Annotated in this window: 15 protein-coding genes and 1 pseudogene; 11 read left to right on the forward strand and 5 right to left on the reverse strand. The window is 61.2% G+C overall.

Going from position 1 to position 19,416, the window contains the following annotated elements:
- The first annotated feature begins 57 nt into the window (after nt 1-57).
- The 4 genes and pseudogenes from HF916_RS31950 to HF916_RS31965 all read left to right on the forward strand — a co-directional run.
- Nucleotides 58-1,020 carry a substrate-binding domain-containing protein gene (locus HF916_RS31950; protein ID WP_168792858.1) on the forward strand — a complete coding sequence of 321 codons (963 nt, stop codon included), beginning with the start codon at nt 58-60 and terminating at the stop codon, nt 1,018-1,020.
- Between the two features lie 78 nt (nt 1,021-1,098).
- Nucleotides 1,099-2,148 carry a sugar phosphate isomerase/epimerase family protein gene (locus HF916_RS31955; protein ID WP_168792859.1) on the forward strand — a complete coding sequence of 350 codons (1,050 nt, stop codon included), beginning with the start codon at nt 1,099-1,101 and terminating at the stop codon, nt 2,146-2,148.
- Between the two features lie 33 nt (nt 2,149-2,181).
- Nucleotides 2,182-3,333 carry a Gfo/Idh/MocA family protein gene (locus HF916_RS31960; protein WP_168792860.1) on the forward strand — a complete coding sequence of 384 codons (1,152 nt, stop codon included), beginning with the start codon at nt 2,182-2,184 and terminating at the stop codon, nt 3,331-3,333.
- Nucleotides 3,334-3,448: 115 nt separating this feature from the next.
- Nucleotides 3,449-3,820: pseudogene (locus tag HF916_RS31965) on the forward strand (integrase core domain-containing protein); the annotation flags it as partial.
- 45 nt (nt 3,821-3,865) lie between these two features.
- Here the strand turns inward: HF916_RS31965 and HF916_RS31970 are convergent.
- The 5 genes from HF916_RS31970 to HF916_RS31990 form a co-directional block, all read right to left on the reverse strand.
- A complete protein-coding gene (locus tag HF916_RS31970; RefSeq protein WP_168792861.1) occupies nt 3,866-6,664 on the reverse strand; it encodes a hypothetical protein in 2,799 nt (932 codons plus the stop codon).
- A gap of 494 nt (nt 6,665-7,158) precedes the next feature.
- Complete coding sequence (locus HF916_RS31975) at nt 7,159-8,268, reverse strand: J domain-containing protein (protein ID WP_240975780.1); 1,110 nt, start codon at nt 8,266-8,268, stop codon at nt 7,159-7,161.
- A 20-nt stretch (nt 8,269-8,288) separates the two neighbouring features.
- Complete coding sequence (locus HF916_RS31980; protein WP_154565923.1) at nt 8,289-8,549, reverse strand: hypothetical protein; 261 nt, start codon at nt 8,547-8,549, stop codon at nt 8,289-8,291.
- Nucleotides 8,550-8,813: 264 nt separating this feature from the next.
- Nucleotides 8,814-9,983, reverse strand: a complete 1,170-nt coding sequence (locus HF916_RS31985) for an ABC transporter substrate-binding protein (protein WP_168792862.1) — start codon at nt 9,981-9,983, stop codon at nt 8,814-8,816.
- Nucleotides 9,984-10,017: 34 nt separating this feature from the next.
- Nucleotides 10,018-10,959 carry a CysB family HTH-type transcriptional regulator gene (locus HF916_RS31990; RefSeq protein ID WP_168792863.1) on the reverse strand — a complete coding sequence of 314 codons (942 nt, stop codon included), beginning with the start codon at nt 10,957-10,959 and terminating at the stop codon, nt 10,018-10,020.
- Nucleotides 10,960-11,178: 219 nt separating this feature from the next.
- Between HF916_RS31990 and HF916_RS31995 the strand changes: the two genes are divergently transcribed.
- The 7 genes from HF916_RS31995 (at nt 11,179) to HF916_RS32025 (ending at nt 19,143) form a co-directional block, all read left to right on the forward strand.
- Nucleotides 11,179-12,858, forward strand: coding sequence for a nitrite/sulfite reductase (locus HF916_RS31995; RefSeq protein WP_168792864.1), 1,680 nt, complete (start codon nt 11,179-11,181; stop codon nt 12,856-12,858).
- A gap of 22 nt (nt 12,859-12,880) precedes the next feature.
- The gene (locus tag HF916_RS32000) at nt 12,881-13,420 is read left to right on the forward strand and encodes a DUF934 domain-containing protein (protein WP_168792865.1); all 540 of its coding nucleotides are present in this window, start codon (nt 12,881-12,883) and stop codon (nt 13,418-13,420) included.
- Entirely contained in the window at nt 13,417-14,157 is a 741-nt protein-coding gene (locus HF916_RS32005) for a phosphoadenylyl-sulfate reductase (RefSeq protein WP_168792866.1), read from the forward strand. Before HF916_RS32000 ends, HF916_RS32005 begins: the two co-directional genes overlap by 4 nt.
- A 116-nt stretch (nt 14,158-14,273) precedes the next feature.
- Complete coding sequence (gene cysD, locus HF916_RS32010) at nt 14,274-15,236, forward strand: sulfate adenylyltransferase subunit CysD (RefSeq protein WP_168792867.1); 963 nt, start codon at nt 14,274-14,276, stop codon at nt 15,234-15,236.
- A gap of 25 nt (nt 15,237-15,261) precedes the next feature.
- The gene (locus HF916_RS32015; protein ID WP_168792868.1) at nt 15,262-16,578 is read left to right on the forward strand and encodes a sulfate adenylyltransferase subunit 1; all 1,317 of its coding nucleotides are present in this window, start codon (nt 15,262-15,264) and stop codon (nt 16,576-16,578) included.
- A 58-nt stretch (nt 16,579-16,636) separates the two neighbouring features.
- On the forward strand, nt 16,637-17,392 hold the full coding sequence (gene cobA, locus HF916_RS32020; protein WP_168792869.1) for a uroporphyrinogen-III C-methyltransferase: 756 nt from the start codon (nt 16,637-16,639) through the stop codon (nt 17,390-17,392).
- Nucleotides 17,393-17,593: 201 nt separating this feature from the next.
- Nucleotides 17,594-19,143, forward strand: a protein-coding gene (locus HF916_RS32025; protein ID WP_240975460.1) for an IS3 family transposase whose coding sequence is annotated in 2 segments (ribosomal slippage) — nt 17,594-18,068 and nt 18,068-19,143 — 1,551 coding nt in all. Because the reading frame shifts where the segments join, the coding sequence is not laid out codon by codon here.
- Nucleotides 19,144-19,416: the final 273 nt, after the last annotated feature.

Raw genomic sequence — 19,416 nt, forward strand, 5'->3', positions numbered from 1 at the left:
AATCACGGCGAGTTGAGAATCGGGGCGCACGAACGCCTCACAAAAGGAGACACAACCATGAAGCAGGTCATTCGAGCGGTCGGCGCCGGCATGCTGGCGTTGGGGATACTGGGCACGGCGAACGTCGCGCGCGCCGACGACAAAGTCACGTTGGGCGTTGCGATTCCGACGGCCGACCACGGCTTCACGGGCGGCATCGTCTGGTGGGCGAACAAAGCCAAGAGCGATCTGGAGAAGGCGCATCCCGATCTGAAGGTGATCGTCAAGACCGCGGCCGGCGCGCCCGAGCAGGCGAACCAATTGCAGGATCTCGTGACGGTCAACAAGATCAATGCGCTCGTGATCTTCCCGTTCGAATCGGCTTCGCTCACGCAGCCGGTCGCGCAGGTGAAGAAGAAAGGTGTGTACGTGACGGTGGTGGATCGCGGCCTGACCGACACCAGCGCGCAGGATGCGTACGTGGCCGGTGACAACACCGCGTTCGGCAAGATTCCCGCCGAGTACCTGGCGAAAGCGCTCGACGGCAAGGGCGAAATCGTCGCGCTGCGAGGCATTCCGACGACGCTCGATAACGAACGCTGGACCGCGTTTACGGGCGTGCTGAAGGCGTATCCGAACATCAAGATTCTCGATGCCAAGTACGCGAACTGGAATCGTGACGACGCCTTCAAGGTCATGCAGGATTACCTGACGCGCTTCAAGCACATCGACGCCGTCTGGGCCGCGGACGACGACATGGCCGTCGGCGTGATCAAGGCGATCGAGCAGGCCAAGCGCACCGACATCAAGATCGTGTTCGGCGGGGCAGGGTCGAAAGGCATGGTGAAGAACGTGATGGACGGCGCGCCGATGATCAAGGCCGACGTGTCGTACTCGCCGAAGTTCATCTACGACGCCATCAAGCTCACTGCCGAAGCGCGTCTGAAGGGCGACAAACTGCCGGCCACCACGATCATCCCGTCGGTGCTGATCACGAAGGAAAACGCGCAGCAGTTCTATTTTCCGGACTCGCCGTTCTGACCTGAGCATCCGGGGCGCGCCGCCGGGCCTTCTGCCGCAGCGGCGCGGCGAGCGCGCCCTCGTTCGAGGAACCGTACGATGAAAACCATCAAAGGGCCGGCGATTTTTCTCGCCCAGTTCATGGGCGACGAGGTGCCGTTCGACAACCTCGCGCATCTTGCCGAGTGGGCCGCGGGTCTCGGCTTCAAGGGGATTCAGGTGCCGTGCGACAGCCGCCTGATCGATCTCGAACAGGCGGCGGCGAGCCAGACGTATTGCGACGAGTTACGCGAGATCGCGGACGACGCCGGCGTGACGATCACCGAACTCTCGACACACCTGCAAGGGCAACTCGTCGCCGTGCATCCGGCTTATGACGTGTTGTTCGACGGCTTTGCCGCGCCGCATGTGCGAGGCGATCCGGCCGCGCGCACGCAATGGGCGATCGAGCAGATGAAGCTCGCGGCGAAGGCTTCGCAGCGTTTGGGGTTGAACACGCATGTGTCGTTTTCCGGCGCGCTCGCGTGGCCGTATCTGTATCCATGGCCGCAGCGTCCGGCCGGTTTGGTCGAGGCCGCGTTCGACGAACTCGCGCGCCGCTGGACACCGATTCTCGATGCGTTCGACGCGGCGGGCGTGGACGTGTGCTACGAACTGCATCCCGGTGAAGACCTGCACGACGGCGTGACCTTCGAGCGGTTTCTCGACGCGGTGAAGCAGCACGCGCGCGCCAATATCCTCTACGATCCGAGTCATTTCGTTTTGCAGCAACTCGACTACCTTGCGTTCATCGACATCTATCACGAGCGAATCAAGGCGTTCCATGTGAAGGACGCGGAGTTTCGTCCGAACGGCAAGCAGGGCGTGTATGGCGGCTATAGCGGCTGGGTCGAGCGGGCGGGGCGCTTTAGATCGCTAGGCGACGGCCAGATCGATTTCGGTGCGATCTTCTCGAAGATGGCGCAGTACGATTTTCCCGGCTGGGCCGTGCTCGAATGGGAGTGCGCGCTGAAACATCCGCACGACGGCGCGCGCGAAGGCGCGGAGTTCATCCGCCGGCACATCATCCGCGTGGCCGAGCATGCATTCGATGATTTCGCCGGCAGCGGCGTAGACGCTGCGCAGCTAAAGCGAGTGCTCGGCATCTGAGGAACGCGGCCAAACCGCAAAGGAGTAAAGGCGATGCCACAACGAAGGGTCAGGCTTGGAATGGTCGGCGGCGGACAGGGCGCGTTCATCGGCGCGGTGCATCGGATTGCGGCGCGGCTCGACGATCGTTACGAACTGGTGGCGGGCGCGTTGTCATCCGATCCCCAGCGCGCGCAGGCGAGCGCCGACGAGGCAGGGATCGCGCGCAGCTATGCGGACTGGCGCGAAATGGCGCGCGCCGAATCCGCGCGCGACGACGGCATCGACGCAGTGGCGATCGTCACGCCGAATCATCTGCACGCGCCGGTCGCGACGGCGTTTCTCGAAGCCGGGATTCACATCGTGTGCGACAAACCGCTGGCGATTTCGCTGGCGGAAGGCGAGGCGCTGGCGAAACTGGCTCGCGAGAAGAACCGGCTGTTTGCATTGACGCATACGTACTCCGGCTATCCGCTGGTGCGTCATGCCCGCGAGTTGATCGAAAGCGGCGAGTTGGGCGAAATACGCGTCGTGCAGGTCGAATACGCGCAGGACTGGCTGGCGGAGCCGATCGAAACGAGCGGCACGAACAAGCAAGCGGGTTGGCGCACGGACCCGGCGTTAGCCGGGCCGGCGGGATGTCTCGGCGATATCGGCACGCATGCGTATCATCTTGCCGCGTTTGTCACGGGCATGACGCCGCACGCGCTCGCGGCGGAAGTGCATACCTTCGTGCCGGGGCGCCGGATCGACGATCACGTGCAGGCGATGCTGCGCTATCCGAACGGCGCGCGCGGCATGCTATGGGCGAGTCAGGTGGCGAGCGGCGCGGAAAATGCCTTGCGTTTGCGGGTGTATGGAACGAAAGCCGGTCTCGCGTTCGATCAGGAGCATCCGAATGAATTGTGGTTCACACCACTGGGCGGTGCGGCGGAGCGCCTGACACGAGGGCGCGTGAAGAGCGCGATCGCGGCCCACGCGACGCGTGTGCCGTCTGGACATCCTGAAGGTTATCTGGAAGCGTTCGCGCAGTTGTACAAAGACGCGGCGTTGCAGATCGAAGCGTTGGATGAAGGTCGCGCGCTGCCCGCCGAGAGCCTGTTGCTGACGACGGTGGAGGACGGCGTGGCGGGGCTGCGATTTATCGAGGCGATGCTCGCGAGTAGCGCGGCGGATGGGCAGTGGCGCGAGATAAAACCCGCTTGACGCTGAATACGTGACATGTGTGATTCACGAACATCGTCTCAACTAAAGTGAAGCGATGGACCGTGAGATTGGGACTCGAATACATTGGGTGCTGATGTATCACGAGACCAGCCACGCGCCACACCCCGACGGCAAGGTCGAGCGTTCACAGTTGACTGACCTGAACGAGTTCTGGTTCCACCATGCCCCGACCGAAGACGAGATTGACCAGCGAATTGAAGAGTGGCAGTTCGACTACAACGGGCGCCGCCCGCATGGCTAACTCGACGGCAAGACGCCCGTTGACCGCATCGCAGAAGTGAGCGAAATCACCCCTCTCCCGGAGCAGGTGGAAAGCACGTATGACAAACAGAAAGAGCGAATCAGGCACCGCGAATGGCGAATCGACAAGACCCTTGCCGGACATCATCGGCGCGTGCTTGAACTCGCGTCTCCTACCGGAGCCACGAACTCAAGCACGCCAGGAAAACGGTCTTCAAGAAAGTGAAACGACGTCTGTGCATCGCACACATTATCGCCGGGCGTTGACAGATCAAACGCCCAACCACCTCGAGCAATCGGCCAACTGGCTGAGGCTAAGTGTTGAATGTTCTTCGGTCAAATACCGGCGCACTATATCTGGCGTCAACTGCGGGAAACCCTCATCGATCATTTCCTGCTGTAACCCCTCCGGGGCGGGCCTATAGCCCCCGGTCCAGTCGGTAATGGCGTCACGGATTTCCGGATTCATATTCCCTGGCTTGTCCGGGTTTTCCTTCATCCAGCGCCGCATCTCCTGACGCCCCCAACCCGGGACCGTGGCCGCACCTTCTACCTCACCGCTACCGGATGGCCCCGCGGCGGCAGAAGACGAGGGTCCGGCTACGGGCGACGACGGAGACGGTTCCACGCGCTGTCGCTTGGCCGGCGGCTCCGGATTCTCCGTGTCGGAGATAGGCCTAACATAGGCCTGCTCCGACGGCGACCAGTAGCCGCGACCGTGCTCGACGTCCTTGACCCAAGACTCGGGCACCCCGGTTTTTTGCACAATCTGTTGCGGGGATAAGCGGCCTTCGTCGTAGAGTTCGCCGATCTGCTCATACTGTTGCCGGGTCATCGGCTCGACCGTGGGCTGCGGCGCGGGTTCGGTCGGCGCCTTCGGAGCTGCGCCTTGCCCGGCGCCACGGGCGGCCTCGCGCGCGTTCAAAAAGGCAACCTCAATTAATTGTTTGGGCTGCTCCGTTTCAGTCGCATAGCCCATCGCGCCACGGTAGGCCACATAGGTATTTCCATGTGTCCACATATCGGCGGCCTTTTGCAGCGACCCTCCGGCTTTCAACTGCGTATAAACGTTTTTTCCCGTGAGGCTCGCGAGACGGGCCTCAGGTTGACTGATCGCTATTAGCGGCAATCCGTGATCAGTTGCAAACCTTGAGCAGAATCTTTGAGCAGTAGCCTTTGACATACCCCGTCTTGCTGCGATCTTGATATAAGACAGGCCGTCGTTGCAGTAGTCCATGTAAATCTGCCGCCCTAGCTCGTCTGTGTACGTCGGCGCGCCCCCCTTCAGCCCGGTATCCGTATTCACTTCCCAGTTCCCGTCACTGTTCAGCCGTACCGCATATGACGGCTTCGTGCCGCGTTCCGGCGACTGCACTCTCCACGTTCCATTGTCACTGTCGTAGGCCACTGCGTACGTCCTGTCTCCCTGCTGGATAATGCCCCGGCCCTTGCCGTCACGATAGATGCCGCGGAATTGCGGGTCCGGCGTCAGATCTCCTTCCGGCTTGCTCAAGTAAGTGTCGGGCACGTCCGGCACCCCTTGAGCGCCTTTGGGTCCGGCGTGTGGCGCCTCTCCCGCTGCCGGACCGCCGTGGCCCTCCACCGCACCGCCGCCGTCCGCGTCCGACATCCTGACGTTGCTCTCTCCCGTCTTGCCTGCACCCGGGGCACCTTCGTCCTCGCCGCCGACATGCGGTTCGGAGCCTCCCTTCCCACCCTCGATTTTTCCGGCCCCCCCGCGTCCGCCTGGAAGCTTCGCCTCCCCGAGCATCCCGCCAAGCACATTGGTGAACAGGTCGATACCCATGTACGCCGTCTGGTAGCTGTACAGCAGATCCCCTGCGAAGTTTCCCGTCCGCAGGTCATCGGCATTGATGCTCGTGAGATCCTGTGGCGGCTGCGGCGCCCTCACACCGTCGCGCAACGCATAGTCAGGGATGTTCAGGGAAGCAGAGTACGGCAGTTGGGCAGCCGCCCATGTGCTCTTTTGCGCCGCATCGTTGTACCAGTCTTTCAGGGCCTGGAAATGTTCGGGGTCGTGCTGCATCCGGTACAGGAATTCCTGTGCGTTGCGCGGTGACGTGAATGCCTTTTCGGCAAATTTTTGGAGCCGGGAAAACGACATCCTGCCGGTCTCCCGATCATCTCCCTGCATCCCGCTTGCGTAGTTCAGCGCCAGATCGAGCTCCCTGTCAGCCTCGGCCCACTGGTCATCAGTCTGCGCGTGCGCCCGCGTAATGGCGCCCGCCACCTGCTGTTGCAGCGTCTGACGGATCCCGGCAGCCTGCCGGAATAGCGCCTCGCGTTCCGCAGGTGTTTTCGCCTGCTCGAACCGTTGTCCCAGCAGCCTGAGCAGCGCCACCTGCTGCTGTCCCGCAGCGCCCAGATACTGCGCGCCGTAGGGCGGCGTGAACTCCAGCTTGACCCGTTGCACCGGATCTTTCATCGCCTGCTGGTAGGCCGTATCCACCGGCTTTTGCACGTACGTCGTGAGCGCACTGGCAATCTTCTGGCGATCGCTGGCGGAGGTCGCGCTTTCGTACGCGTTGACGGCCTCCGCCACCATGCCAAGGTATTTCTCGCGCGTTTGCTGGGGAAGCGCAGCGATTTTCTGGAGGAGCAGGGTCACCTGCTGGTCGAACTGCACCGCGTCCTGCGGCATGCCGCGCAGACCGTCGCCCTGCAGATCCGCCAGCGCGGTGGCGTTCTTGCTGTCGTCCGGAAGGTTCGTACTGCCCTCGTAACCGTCGATCAGATGTCCGGCCTCCGCTGGCGAAATGCCTGAGCCGGCTGTTACGGGCGCACTGGGCTGTGCTGTGACTGCCTGCGTGATGCCAATGCGCCCGAGCGTCGACGGGGACGGGGACGGTCGGGCACGGTTGGCGTGTGGCTGTCTCTCGCCGCCAGCCACCGATCGCCGCCCGGCGACAGGCGATCCGCCTGACAGTTGTCGCTGCACGACGACGTCGCCGCCTTTGGAACTGTCGTCGTCGTTCGGTTTCGGATTCTGGTCATCCTTGTCATCGGACATTGAAACGGGAATATAAGTAGTTATGCCAGGAACATACATAATGATTCTCCGGAAAGCAAAACGTGGCCGCCCGCGATCGACCGCTCCAGCCACGCGGGCGTAGTCTGCACGCCAGCCGCACTTCGCCTTGGCCGGCGCTCCAGGTCAGTTTGCTTTGCGCGTTTTCGGTGGGGTGGTAACGGAGTAGGCGCTCGGGCTTTGTCACGTTGGTCCAGCGAAGTCACATGTGCCGGAGGGCATGGACTGTGGGCTCATCGGGTGGACGGATTTTGGGCGACGCCGGTAAATCCGCGCCAGGCCGGGTGCAGCACAATAAGGTTAACGGAAGAAAAGTGGAGATCAGTGTTTCGTCAATGAGCGAAACGGATATCAGATGATATCGAGAACCGAAAGGCAGCTACACGGAGGAGTTCCGCGAGCAGGCGGTGAGCTTCGGCAGCGGTCGCCGGTCATGACGTTGATTACGCGTGCGTTGCGGTTCGCGTATCAACGCTCGTGACACGCAAGCCAAATAGCGAAGGAGGCTTTTCAGCTCAACGCGGCCTGGTTTTTAACCACGCCTTGAGCGTGCCGAGGTCCTGGAAGTCCACGAGATCGCATTCGAGAGAATCTATCTGTTCCTTCAGGATAAAAACGTCCTCTGTCAGCGCGTGCATGATGTTCTTCGGCGTGATGAAAGCCAGCGGGTCAAGCCCGTAGCGCTCCTTGAACGCCATTTCGACAAACATGATTTCATCGTCGAGTTCGCCTACCTGCTCCTTCAATATTTTGTTGTAGTGCTTGAGCCGGTCTTCGCTCAGGCTATCGATGGCGTTCTGGTCGATGTGTTCCAGTTCCAGTTGCAATTCGAGCAGGCGCAGCAGATTGTTCTTGCCGTAGGCTTCATTGACGCGTTGCATCAGCGCGGTTTTTCGTTCGCGTTCCTCTGGATCACTTTCGCGATCGGGATGCAACGCGCTGGCCAGTTTGCGATACACCTCGCGAATCGAGCGGCTCAGTTGCGCTTCTTCTTCCTGGCGTCGAGTTTCGGCCGCCATCTGCTTTGCCGTCTTCTTTTTGCGGGCGCTTGCCGCCTCGCGCGCCTGATGTTGTGCCGCTTGCGCGGCGTCCTCCTGTTCGATATGCGCCTGCAGGCGATCCAGAACTGCATCGGGCGAATGCATGTCGATGTCGTCTAGCTCGACGCCTAGTACCGTCTCCAGCATCGATTTCATTTCGTCGAGTTCGGACGCTCTGTTGTCGTCGTAGCTTGACTCGCTGTGCCGGTTGTAGAGCGCTTTCAAATCGTCGCTATCTTCTTCTTCGAGACATCCTGCCGCCAGATCAACGATCACTGCTGAAAGTTTGCGCCGCTCGGTCTGCGTGATACGTTTCTGGTTGCTCTGCTCGTCGAGAAGGTGCGCCATCCGCGCACGCAAATGTTGCATCTTCTGCGTCAGCGGCAGCAGTTCATTCACGTACTTTTGCTGGAAAGCCGGCGCCGACTCCTCCCACGCGCGCAAACTGGCACGCCGCTTTTCAATTTGTTTGATCAGCGTGTTGAATGCTTTCTGGCCCTTCGACAGGGTGGGTTGGTTGTGGTCTGGCGCGATGCTGACGGATTTAGCGCTTGTCCTGGTCATGGAGCCGATATCTTTGATCATCAAATCAGATGCAACGGTGTCTAGCTGCCCTTGCTCTTCTTGATCTGCTCTTCGAACGCAATATCGAGCTTGCTCGCCTTGCGCGGTTTCGGTGGCCCAAAACCATCGACGAATTTGACGAAATCGTCGAGCGTCAGCGGATCGGAGACTTTTTTATCTGTGCCACTCGATTTGTCGACGAGATAAAACAGCCCGCCTGACAGGCTGATCGCGGCGAACTGCGGATTGCCGCTGCGGGTTTTCAATCGCTCGACAGCGTGGATGGCTCGGGTGGTGCGCATGGTGAGGGAGGCGGCTAACTGAAGATCTGCACTTTAACAGCAAGACACCGCGTGCCGGATTGCTGACGGTCAATTAATTAGGGGTAAACGTACTGTTCCCAACAACCAGTCGAGCGTTTTGTACGGTCTTTTGACGCGGTACGATTTCTTGACACATTCAATATAAACCGTACACGTGCGCCATGCCGCGCGTTCACTGCAACTGGCCGTCGGCATGGTACACGCAGCTTGCGCGCCGCTCGAACGGCGCGTAGGCGCGCTGGCTTACTGGCTCAGATAAACAAACCGGCCGTTCTTGATAGTGCCCATTACGCTAGCGCGCTGGTCCAACCCCACGTGGTCCTTCGGGCTCGTGTTGACCACGCCGTTCGGCACGACCAGCTCATGCGCGTGCTCCAGTTCGTCACGCAGCGCGGTGCGGAAGGCCGGCGTGCCCGGCTGCGCCGTCTTCAGCGCGCGGGCCACCGCGTCCTGCAAACGCGGATACACGCCGGCCGCATCGCCCGCGAACTGCGTCACGCTGCCCGCGCCGTACTTCGCCTCGTATTCGTTCGTAAAGGCGAGCGCCGCCTTCTTCGCCGGATGATCGGCCGGCAGCGTGCGCGCCACCACGACCGGCTGGGTCGGGAACAGCGTGCCTTCCACGTCCTTGCCGCCCAGCTTGATGAACTCGGGCGTGGCGATGCCGTGCGTCTGGTAGATCGGGCCTTTGAAGCCGCGTTCGATCAGCGTGCGCTGCGGCAGCACGGTCGGCGTGCCGGCGCCGGCAATCAAAATCGCGTCGGGCTTGGCGGCCATCAGCTTCAGAATCTGGCCGGTGACGCTCGCGTCGGTGCGGTTATAGCGCTCGGTGGCGACCAGTTGGATATGGCGCAGCGCCGCGAACTTGCTGAACTCGTTGAGCCAGCTTTCGCCGTAGCCGTCCGCGAAGCCGATGAAACCCACCGTCTTCACGTTGTGGTTCGACATGTAGCGCGTCATCACGTCGGCCATCGCGCTGTCGGTCTGCGCCATTTTGTAGGCCCACACCTTCTTGCCTTCCTGCGGCTCGACCACGCTCGCCGAGCCGATCAGCGTGATCATCGGCGTCTGGCTCTCGGCGACCGGATCGAGCGCGGCCATTGCCGCCGGCGTGATGTTCGGGCCGACGATCACGTCCACGTGGTCTTCGTTGATCAGCTTGCGGATGTTGCGCACGGCGGCGCCCGGGTCGGAGGCGTCGTCGAGGAAGATGTAGTCGGCTTTCTGGCCGGCGATCGTGGCAGGCCACATCAGCATCGCGTTCTTACTGGTGATGCCGATCACGGCCGCCGGGCCGGTGCTCGACAGATCGATGCCGACCTTGATGTCGGCGTGTGCAGCGGTGGCGAGCAAGAGCGCGCCAAAACCTAAAGCGGTGGCGAGGCCGCTGAAATTTTTGTTGTACGACGTCATCGAGAGGTCTCCGTAGCGAGAAGCGGTGGTGATATCAAAGTTCGTAGGTTTCGTGTTCGCCCTTGAGCGCCTGTTCGATCAGCTTGCGGTTCATGCTCGGTGACAGCAGTTCGACGAGCGTGTACACATAGCCGCGCAGATAGGCGCCGTGCTTCAGCGCAACCCGCGTCACATTGCTGCCGAACAGGTGGCCGACCGGCATAGCGCGCAAATGGCGGTCGCGCTCGGCGTTGAACGCGATATCCGCCATGATGCCGACGCCGAGGCCCAGTTCCACATAGGTCTTGATCACGTCGGCGTCGATCGCCTCCAGCACGATGTCCGGGTGCAGCCCGCGCAGGCGGAACGCCTCGTTGATCTTGGTGCGGCCGGCGAACGCGTTGTCGTAAGTGATCAGCGGATATTGGGTCAGATCATCCAGCGACAAAAGTTTGCGGTCGAGCAGCGGATGATCCGGTTGCATCACCGCGACGTGGTGCCACTGGAAGCAGGGCAGCGAGACCAGCTCTTTATAGTTAGCGATTGCTTCCGTGGCGATGCAGAGGTCGGCTTGGTCGTGAATGACCATTTCGGCGACCTGGGTCGGGCTGCCTTGCAGAATCGAAAGGTGGACCTTGGGGAAACGCTTCTTGAATTCGGCGATGGCGGCCGGCAGTGAGTACCGCGCCTGCGTGTGGGTGGCGGCGATCACCAGATTGCCCTGGTCCTGCGCCGCGTAATCTTTACCGACCCGCTTGAGGCTTTCCACTTCCTGCAGGATCTTCTCGACCGACTGCAAAATGATGCGTCCCGGCTCGGTCAACGAGCGCACGCGCTTGCCGTGCCGCGTGAAGATTTCCACGCCCAGCTCGTCTTCCAGCTCGATGATCGCCTTGGAAACGCCCGGCTGACTGGTAAACAGGGCCTTGGCCGCTTCTGTGAGGTTGTAGTTCTGCCGCACAGCCTCGCGGACGAAGCGGAATTGATGCAGGTTCATATATAACCTCTCCGCATATCAAAAGAATTTTTTAGTCGTTTGAAATATAAGGGCAGTTTATTACGATCTGTCCATCTTTTCCAATATGGATATCTGTATTTGTCATAAGCAAATGAGCGATGGGTCTAAACGTTCATGGGCGGATGGTGACAAACAGGGTATCCAGGGCGCGGCAAAACCGGATTGCTGCGTATCACTGCAAAAAATTGGGGTCCCCGAATGTACCAATACGATCAGTACGACCAGACCATCGTCGATGAACGGGTCGCGCAGTACGCCGATCAGGTTCGCCGCCGCTTGTCGGGCGAATTGAGCGAAGAGGAGTTTCGTCCGCTGCGCCTGCAGAACGGTCTGTACTACCAGCGCCACGCGTACATGCACCGCATCGCGATTCCGTACGGCAACCTGCGCAGCGACCAGATGCGCGTGCTCGCGCAGATCGCGCGTGAACACGACCGCGGTTACGGCCATTTCTCGACGCGCTCGAACATCCAGTACAACTGGATCCAGCTCGAAGAAACGCCGGAAATCCTGCGCAAGCTCGCCGCGGTGCAAATGCACGGCATTCAGACCTCGGGCAACTGTATCCGCAACATCACCGCCGACCAGTTCGCCGGTGTGGCGCCGGATGAAGTCGTCGATCCACGTCCGTGGGCCGAAATTCTGCGTCAATGGTCCACGTTCCACCCGGAATTCGCGTGGCTGCCGCGCAAGTTCAAGATCGCCGTGTCGGGTTCGAAGGAAGACCGCGCTGCGGTGCAGATTCACGACATGGGCGTGTATCTGAGGAAGAACGAGCAGGGCGAGCTGGTGGCCGATGTCCTGGCCGGCGGCGGCATGGGCCGTACGCCGATCATCGGCGCGATCATCCGCAAGGATCTGCCGTGGCAACATCTGCTGACGTACTGCGAAGCTGTGCTGCGCGTGTACAACCGCTACGGCCGCCGCGACAACATGTACAAGGCGCGCATCAAGATTCTCGTGAAGGCGTTGAGCCCGGAGAAATTCTCGGCGCAAGTCGAAGAAGAATGGCAGCACCTGAAGGACGGTCCGTCGACGCTCACGCAAGCCGAAGTGGATCGCGTGTCGCAATACTTCCAGCCGCCGGTGTACGAAAAGCTGCCGGACACGGACGCATCGTTCGAAAACCATCTGCTGGAAAGCCGTGCGTTCGCCCGTTGGGTCGAGCGTAACGTGCGTCCGCACAAGGTGTCGGGCTACTCGTCGGTCACCTTGTCTTTGAAACCGACCACGATCGCTCCGGGCGATGCAACCGATACGCAGATGGAAGCCGTCGCCGATTGGGCCGACGAGTACTCGCTCGGCGAAATCCGCGTGTCGCACGAACAGAACCTGATTCTCGCCAATGTGAAGAAGCGCGACCTGTTCGCGCTGTGGGAAAAGGCCAAGGCACAAGGTTTCGCGACGCCGAACATCGGCTTGCTGACCGACATCATCGCGTGCCCGGGCGGCGATTTCTGCTCGCTCGCGAATGCGAAGTCGATTCCGATCGCGCTGGCCATTCAGGAACGCTTCAACGATCTGGATTACGTGTACGACCTCGGCGACGTGTCGCTGAATATCTCGGGCTGTATCAACGCGTGCGGTCACCACCACGTCGGCAACATTGGCATTCTGGGTGTCGATAAGGACGGCTCGGAGTGGTATCAGGTGACGCTCGGCGGCGAGCAGGGTACGGGCGCCACCGGCGCGCACCTCGGCCGCGTGATCGGCCCGTCGTTCTCGGCGGAAGAAATGCCGGACGTGATGAGCAAGGTGATCGATACGTTCGTGGAAAACCGCCACGAAGGCGAGCGCTTCATCGAAACGTATAGCCGCATCGGCATCACCCCGTTCAAGGAACGTGTGTACGCCTCGCGTCAACCGGCTCACGCGTAACCGCGAAAAGGAAACTGAACAGATGGCTTCTATCATCAAGAATCGCGCGATCGTCAACGATGACTGGACGGTCGTGCGCCCGGCGGAAGACGGCTCATTGCCCGCGGTGAACGAATTGCCCGCAGGCAAGGTGCTGGTGCCGCTCGCGTTGTGGCAGGCTGAACGTGACGCATTGATCGCATCGCGTAGCGCGGCGGAAATCGGCGTGTGGCTTGCGCCGGAAAGCGAACCGGCGGATATCGTTGCCGACTTCGACAAGATCGCGCTGATCGGCGTGGACTTCCCGGTGTTCCGCGATGGCCGCGGTTACAGCATCGGCCGCCTGCTGCGCGAGCGCTATGGCTACAAGGGCGAATTGCGCGCGATCGGCGACGTGCTGCGCGATCAGTTGGCGTTCATGTTCCGTTGCGGTTTCGACGCTTACGCGTTGCGCTCAGATAAAGATTTCGACGACGCGCTCAAAGCCTTCGACGAATTCAGCTTCAACTATCAGGGCGCGGTGAATTCGTCGCCGCTGTTCCGTCGCCGCGAAGCGGGCGAACTGGCAAAGGTTCCGGCATGAGCGACGCAGAATCGCTCACGCCGGAACTCGCTGCGAAGGTCGAGCGCCTCGATGCGCTGCTCGATTCGATCGCCGCGCGTCACGAGAACGTGAAGCTTGCCAGCAGCCTCGCAGCGGAAGACATGCTGCTCACGCACGCGATTCTGTCGCGCGGCGTGAAGATCGGTATCTTCTCGCTGAACACGGGCCGTTTGCATGCGGAAACGCTCGGCATGCTCGATCGCGTGAAAGAGCGCTACGGCTACGACATCGAACAGTTTCATCCGCAAGCCGCGGCGGTCGAGGAATACGTCGGCTCGCACGGTCTGAACGCGTTCTATGAAAGCGTCGATCTGCGCAAGCGCTGCTGCGAAATCCGCAAGGTCGAGCCGTTGAACCGGGCGCTGTCGGATGTTAGCGCGTGGGTCACGGGCCAGCGTCGCGAGCAGTCGGTGACGCGTGCCGAACTGCATGCTGAAGAGCATGACGCCGCGCGCAATATCGCCAAGTTCAATCCGCTGACCGACTGGACCGAAGCCGACGTGTGGGCTTACCTGAAAGCGTTCGACGTGCCCGTCAATCCGCTGCATGCGCGCGGTTACCCGAGCATTGGCTGCGAGCCTTGTACGCGCGCAGTGCGCCCCGGTGAAGATAGCCGGGCGGGGCGCTGGTGGTGGGAGTCGCGCGATACGAAGGAATGCGGACTGCACATCACGACGATTACGCCGATCGCGGTAGAGCGCGGCGCAAACGCCTAGGCCTGAAGTTTGAGCGAACCGGCCTTGGTTTTGGGCCCGAACGCCGCACATACCGATTTGAATACCTCCGCGACGCAAGCAACCGCTTGCGACGCGAACCAACGAAGGACCCAGATATGAGCACCACGCTCGATTCCACTGTGAACGCACCGCTCGCCAACACGGCAAACCGTATGGATCACCTCGACTGGCTCGAAGCCGAGTCGATTCACATCCTGCGCGAACTGGTCGCCGAATGCAGCAAGCCCGCGCTGCTGTTTTCGGGTGGCAAGGATTCGGTTGTGGTGCTGCACCTCGCGCTGAAGGCTTTCGGCATTGGCGCGAATCGCAAGACGGTGCTGCCGTTCCCGCTCGTGCATATCGACACCGGCCACAACTACGACGAAGTGATCGACTTCCGCGATCGTCGTGCGGAAGAGATCGGCGCTGAACTCGTGGTGGGTCATGTGGAAGATTCGATCAAGCGCGGCACGGTGCGTCTGCGTCGTGAACTGGATTCGCGCAACGCCGCGCAAGCCGTGACGCTGCTCGAAACCATCGAACAGTACGGCTACACCGCGCTGATCGGCGGCGCGCGCCGCGACGAAGAAAAGGCCCGTGCGAAAGAACGGATTTTCTCGTTCCGCGACGAATTCGGCCAATGGGATCCGAAGGCGCAGCGCCCGGAACTGTGGAGCCTGTATAACGCGCGTCTGCATAACGGCGAACATCTGCGCGTGTTTCCGATTTCGAACTGGACCGAACTCGACGTGTGGCAGTACATCGCTCGCGAACAGCTTGAACTGCCGTCGATCTACTACGCGCATCAACGTGAGATCGTGCGCCGCAATGGCCTGCTCGTGCCGGTTACGCCGCTCACGCCGATGCGTGAAGGCGAAGTCAGCGAAACCGCGCAGGTGCGCTTCCGTACCGTCGGCGACATTAGCTGCACGTGCCCGGTGGAAAGCGATGCGGACGATCTCGAGAAGATCATCGCCGAAACGGCCGTGACCGAGATCACGGAACGCGGCGCGACGCGGATGGACGATCAGGTCTCCGAAGCCGCGATGGAACAGCGTAAGAAGCAAGGTTATTTCTAAGCACACGGACGAGGGCAAGACAATCATGAGCGGTATTCACCAACCAGAAGACCTCGGCGTGCTGCGTTTCATTACTGCGGGTAGCGTCGACGATGGCAAGAGCACGTTGATCGGCCGCCTGCTGTACGACAGCAAGGCTGTGTTGAGCGATCAGCTCTCGGCACTGTCGCGCGCAAAGAATAAGCGTACCGTCGGCGACGAAATCGATCTGTCGCTGCTGACGGACGGCCTCGAAGCCGAACGCGAGCAAGGCATCACAATCGATGTGGCGTACCGTTACTTCGCTACCGCGAAGCGCAAGTTCATCATCGCCGACACGCCGGGCCACGAGCAGTACACACGCAACATGGTGACGGGCGCGTCGACCGCGCACGCGGCGATTATCCTCGTCGACGCGACGCGCGTGACGTTCGTCGATGGCGTGGCGCAACTGCTGCCGCAAACCAAGCGTCATAGCGCGATCGTCAAGCTGCTCGGTTTGCAGCACGCGATCGTCGCGATCAACAAGATGGACCTGGTCGATTACAGCGAGCAGCACTTCAACGAGATCCGCGACGCGTATGTCGAACTCGCGCGTCAACTCGGTTTGAGCGATGTGCGCTTCGTGCCGGTGTCGGCGCTGAAGGGCGACAACATCGTGACGGCGAGCGAAAGCATGCCTTGGTACGCGGGCGAGCCGCTGCTGGACCTGCTCGAAGCGTTGCCGGTCGAAGTGCCGACGGGCCAGGCGCTGCGTTTCCCGGTGCAATGGGTGGCGCGTCAGGACGGCAGCCAGGCCGACGATTTCCGCGGCTACATGGGCCGTGTCGAAGCCGGCGAAGTGAAACTCGGCGATACGATCGTCGTGCTGCCGGCCAATCGTGAAGCAACAGTTGCTGAAATCATCGCACCGGTGCCGGGCGGTACGGCTGCAGTGGACCGCGCGTTTGCCGGTCAAACGGTGACGATTCGTTTGGCGGAAGACGTCGATGTTTCGCGCGGCGACACCTTCGTGCTGCGTGAAGCGGCGCCGGAGCCGGCGAAGAAGTTGGAAGCCGACCTGTGCTGGTTCGACGACACGCCGCTGTCGACACAACGCAAGTACCTGCTGAAGCAGACCACCAACACGGTGTTCGCGCGCATCGGCGCGATCAGGGAAGTGCTCGACGTGCATACGCTGTCGCAGGCGACCGATCGCAAGGAACTGACGATGAACGACATCGGCCGCGTGGCGCTGACGTTGCAGAAGCCGTTGGTGTGCGACGTGTACGACTCGCATCAGGGAACGGGTGCGTTCGTGCTGATCGATGAAGCGACGCATCACACCGTTGCGGCTGGGATGATTCGGGCGTTTTCGGCTTAAGTGCTGAGCTTGCGCATCGCTGCGTCATGCGGGCGGCCTAACGGACAGGTTGAGGCAAATGGGTAAGGTTTATCTGATCGGCGCGGGGCCGGGTGCTGCGGACCTGATAACGGTGCGTGGGGCCCGGCTTCTGGGCGCCGCTGACGTGGTGCTGCATGACGCGCTGGTCGAGCCGGCTATGTTGGACTATGCGCCTTCGCATGCGCGGCGGATTGCTGTTGGGAAGCGTTGCGGGCAACTGTCCACCGCGCAGCAGTTCATCAATAAGCAGATTGTGGATGCTGCTTTGGAGCATGACGTAGTGGTGCGCCTTAAAGGCGGTGATCCGATGTTGTTCGGGCGCGCTGATGAGGAAATGCGGGCGCTGGAGGCTGCTGGTATCGAGTATGAGGTTGTGCCTGGGATTACTGCTGCGCTGGCGAGTGCGGCTTCTTTGAAGCGGTCGTTGACGTTGCGAGGTGTGTCGCGCAGTGTTGCACTGGCTACTTTTAGTCGGGCGCCTGGGTCTGATGAAATTCGCGAGCAGGTTAATGCGGATTCGCTGGTGTTTTATATGGGTAGGGATAGTGGGGTTGAGATTGCGCAGCAGTTGATTGATGCTGGGCGCAGTGTGGCCACGCCTGTGGCTATTGTTGAGGCTTGTTCTACTGCGCGGGAACGCATGCTTTCTCTTACTCTTGAAGAGTTGGCCGCTGGCGATGCGCAGAGGTGGGTTGATGCTTCGCAGCCTAGTTTGCTCATGATTGGCGAGGCTTTTGCCGCGCGGCAGGTCAAGGTGGTCGGCTCCACGGATGGGTTGTTGGTCGCGGCTTGAGGTTCCGGGTTGTTGCCGTGCGCTTGTTTGTTGTGTGCTTTGCGGTGTTGGCCTTTCCTTGAATTCATAGTGGTCTATTAGCGTTGCCCCTGTGCGGGGCGGCACCTACTTTTCTTTGCCGGCCGCCCCTCCATGTCAGGCTAGTTGTCGCCTCACCCGAACCGATTAGTGTAAAGATGGGGGGCGGACAGCGAATGGAAAATGAAACGCTATTCAGCGGAAACCCGGGAGTGGGTAATCAAACAGATGATGCCGCCGTTTAATCGTGCGGTCGTTGAGCTGGCGGGAGCGACGGGCATCACCACGGTGACGCTACGGACCTGGCGGCAACATGCAAGGGATGCAGGGGTATTCATGCCGGGTAATGGCAGAACCAGCGATCAGTGGTCAAGCGCCGACAAGTTCAGGGTGGTGCTGGAGACGGCGTCGCTCAACGAGGCCGAGACCTCCCAGTACTGTCGCAGCAAGGGCATCTATCCGGAGCAGATCCGGCAGTGGCGCGAGGCGTGCGAGCAGGCCAACGTAGCGCCTGAAACAAAGCCAACGGCTGCCCAGCGCAATGAAGCAAAGGCCGCTCACAAACGCATCCGTGAGCTGGAGCGCCAGCTCAGGCGCAGCGATGCCGCGCGGGCGGAGGCAGCGGCGTTGCTGAACCTGCGAAAAAAAGCCGAAGCGATCTGGGGCAAGGAAGAGGAAGACTGATCAGCAGCCCGGATCGCGATGAAGCCATGCAGTTGATCGATGAAGCGGTACAGCATGGGGCACGCCGCTCGCGTGCATGCGAGCAGTTGGGGCTCAGCGTGCGCAGTGTCCAGCGCTGGCGCCTGTCGCCGCAGGACGGGCGCACCCAGGTGAAGCGTGCGGCACCGCCCAACAAGCTCAGTGAGGCCGAGCGTCAGGCCGTGCTCGACGCAGCCAACCGCCCGGGCTACGCGAGTCTGACGCCGCACCAGATTGTGCCGAAACTGGCGGATGAAGGGATTTATCTGGCATCCGAATCGACGTTTTACCGGGTGCTGAAAGCGGCAGGACAAAGCCAGCGTCGAGGCCGTGCGCGAGCCCCGCGACGACGCACGCTCACGACGCATTGTGCGCAGGGTCCGAATCAGGTGTGGTGCTGGGATATTACGTGGATGCCGACCACAGTCAGGGGCCGGTACTTCTACTGGTACATGATGAAGGACATCTACAGCCGCAAACTGGTGATGAACGAGGTCTGGGAGCAGGAGTCGGCCGAGCATGCGAGCGTCCTGCTGGCCAAGGGATGTTTGCGTGAAGGCCTCGCCGGGCGGCCGCTGGTGCTGCATTCGGATAACGGCAGTGCGATGAAAGGTGCCACCATGCGCGCGGCGATGATCGATCTCGGTGTGCAGCCTTCGTTCAGCCGGCCGCGCGTGAGCAACGACAACGCGTTTGCCGAGTCGCTATTCCGCACGGCAAAGTACTGTCCGTTGTGGCCCGAGCAGCCGTTCGACACGCTGGAGGCGGCTCGGGAATGGGTGCAGCGCTTCGTGCAGTGGTACAACGAAGAGCACTGCCACAGCGGCCTGAAGTATGTCAGCCCGGGCCAGCGGCATCGCGGCGAAGCCAACGACCTGCTGGCCCGACGGCGTGCGCTGTACCGCAGCGCGCGCATGCAAAACCCGGCGCGCTGGTCAGGGGCCATCCGCAACTGGCACCTGACAGACGCGGTCTATCTGAATCCGGAACGAACCTCGGCCTCAGCCAAAATGTACAGGCAGGCAGCGTAACGCGGTTCTGGCGACAACTACCTTGACACACACCGCCGCAAAGAAAAGTAGGCAAAAGAAAGCGGCTCACACCGCGAATTCTTAAGCGGGTCCCCCGCGCAGTCACGGTAGTGGTGCATCTGGAATCTGTGCTCTCGCACACTCCGCATTCGTGACAAGGCGCTCATTCTTCCCGCCTCGCGCTCCGCGCACGTCAGAAGTGTCTGCTCAAACCAGTGGGTTTTTCTGTGTGCGGCGGGTGCCGTCGGCTTCGCCTCGGCACGATGCCAATGA

The organism is Paraburkholderia aromaticivorans, assembly GCF_012689525.1.
Lineage (GTDB): Bacteria > Pseudomonadota > Gammaproteobacteria > Burkholderiales > Burkholderiaceae > Paraburkholderia > Paraburkholderia aromaticivorans_A.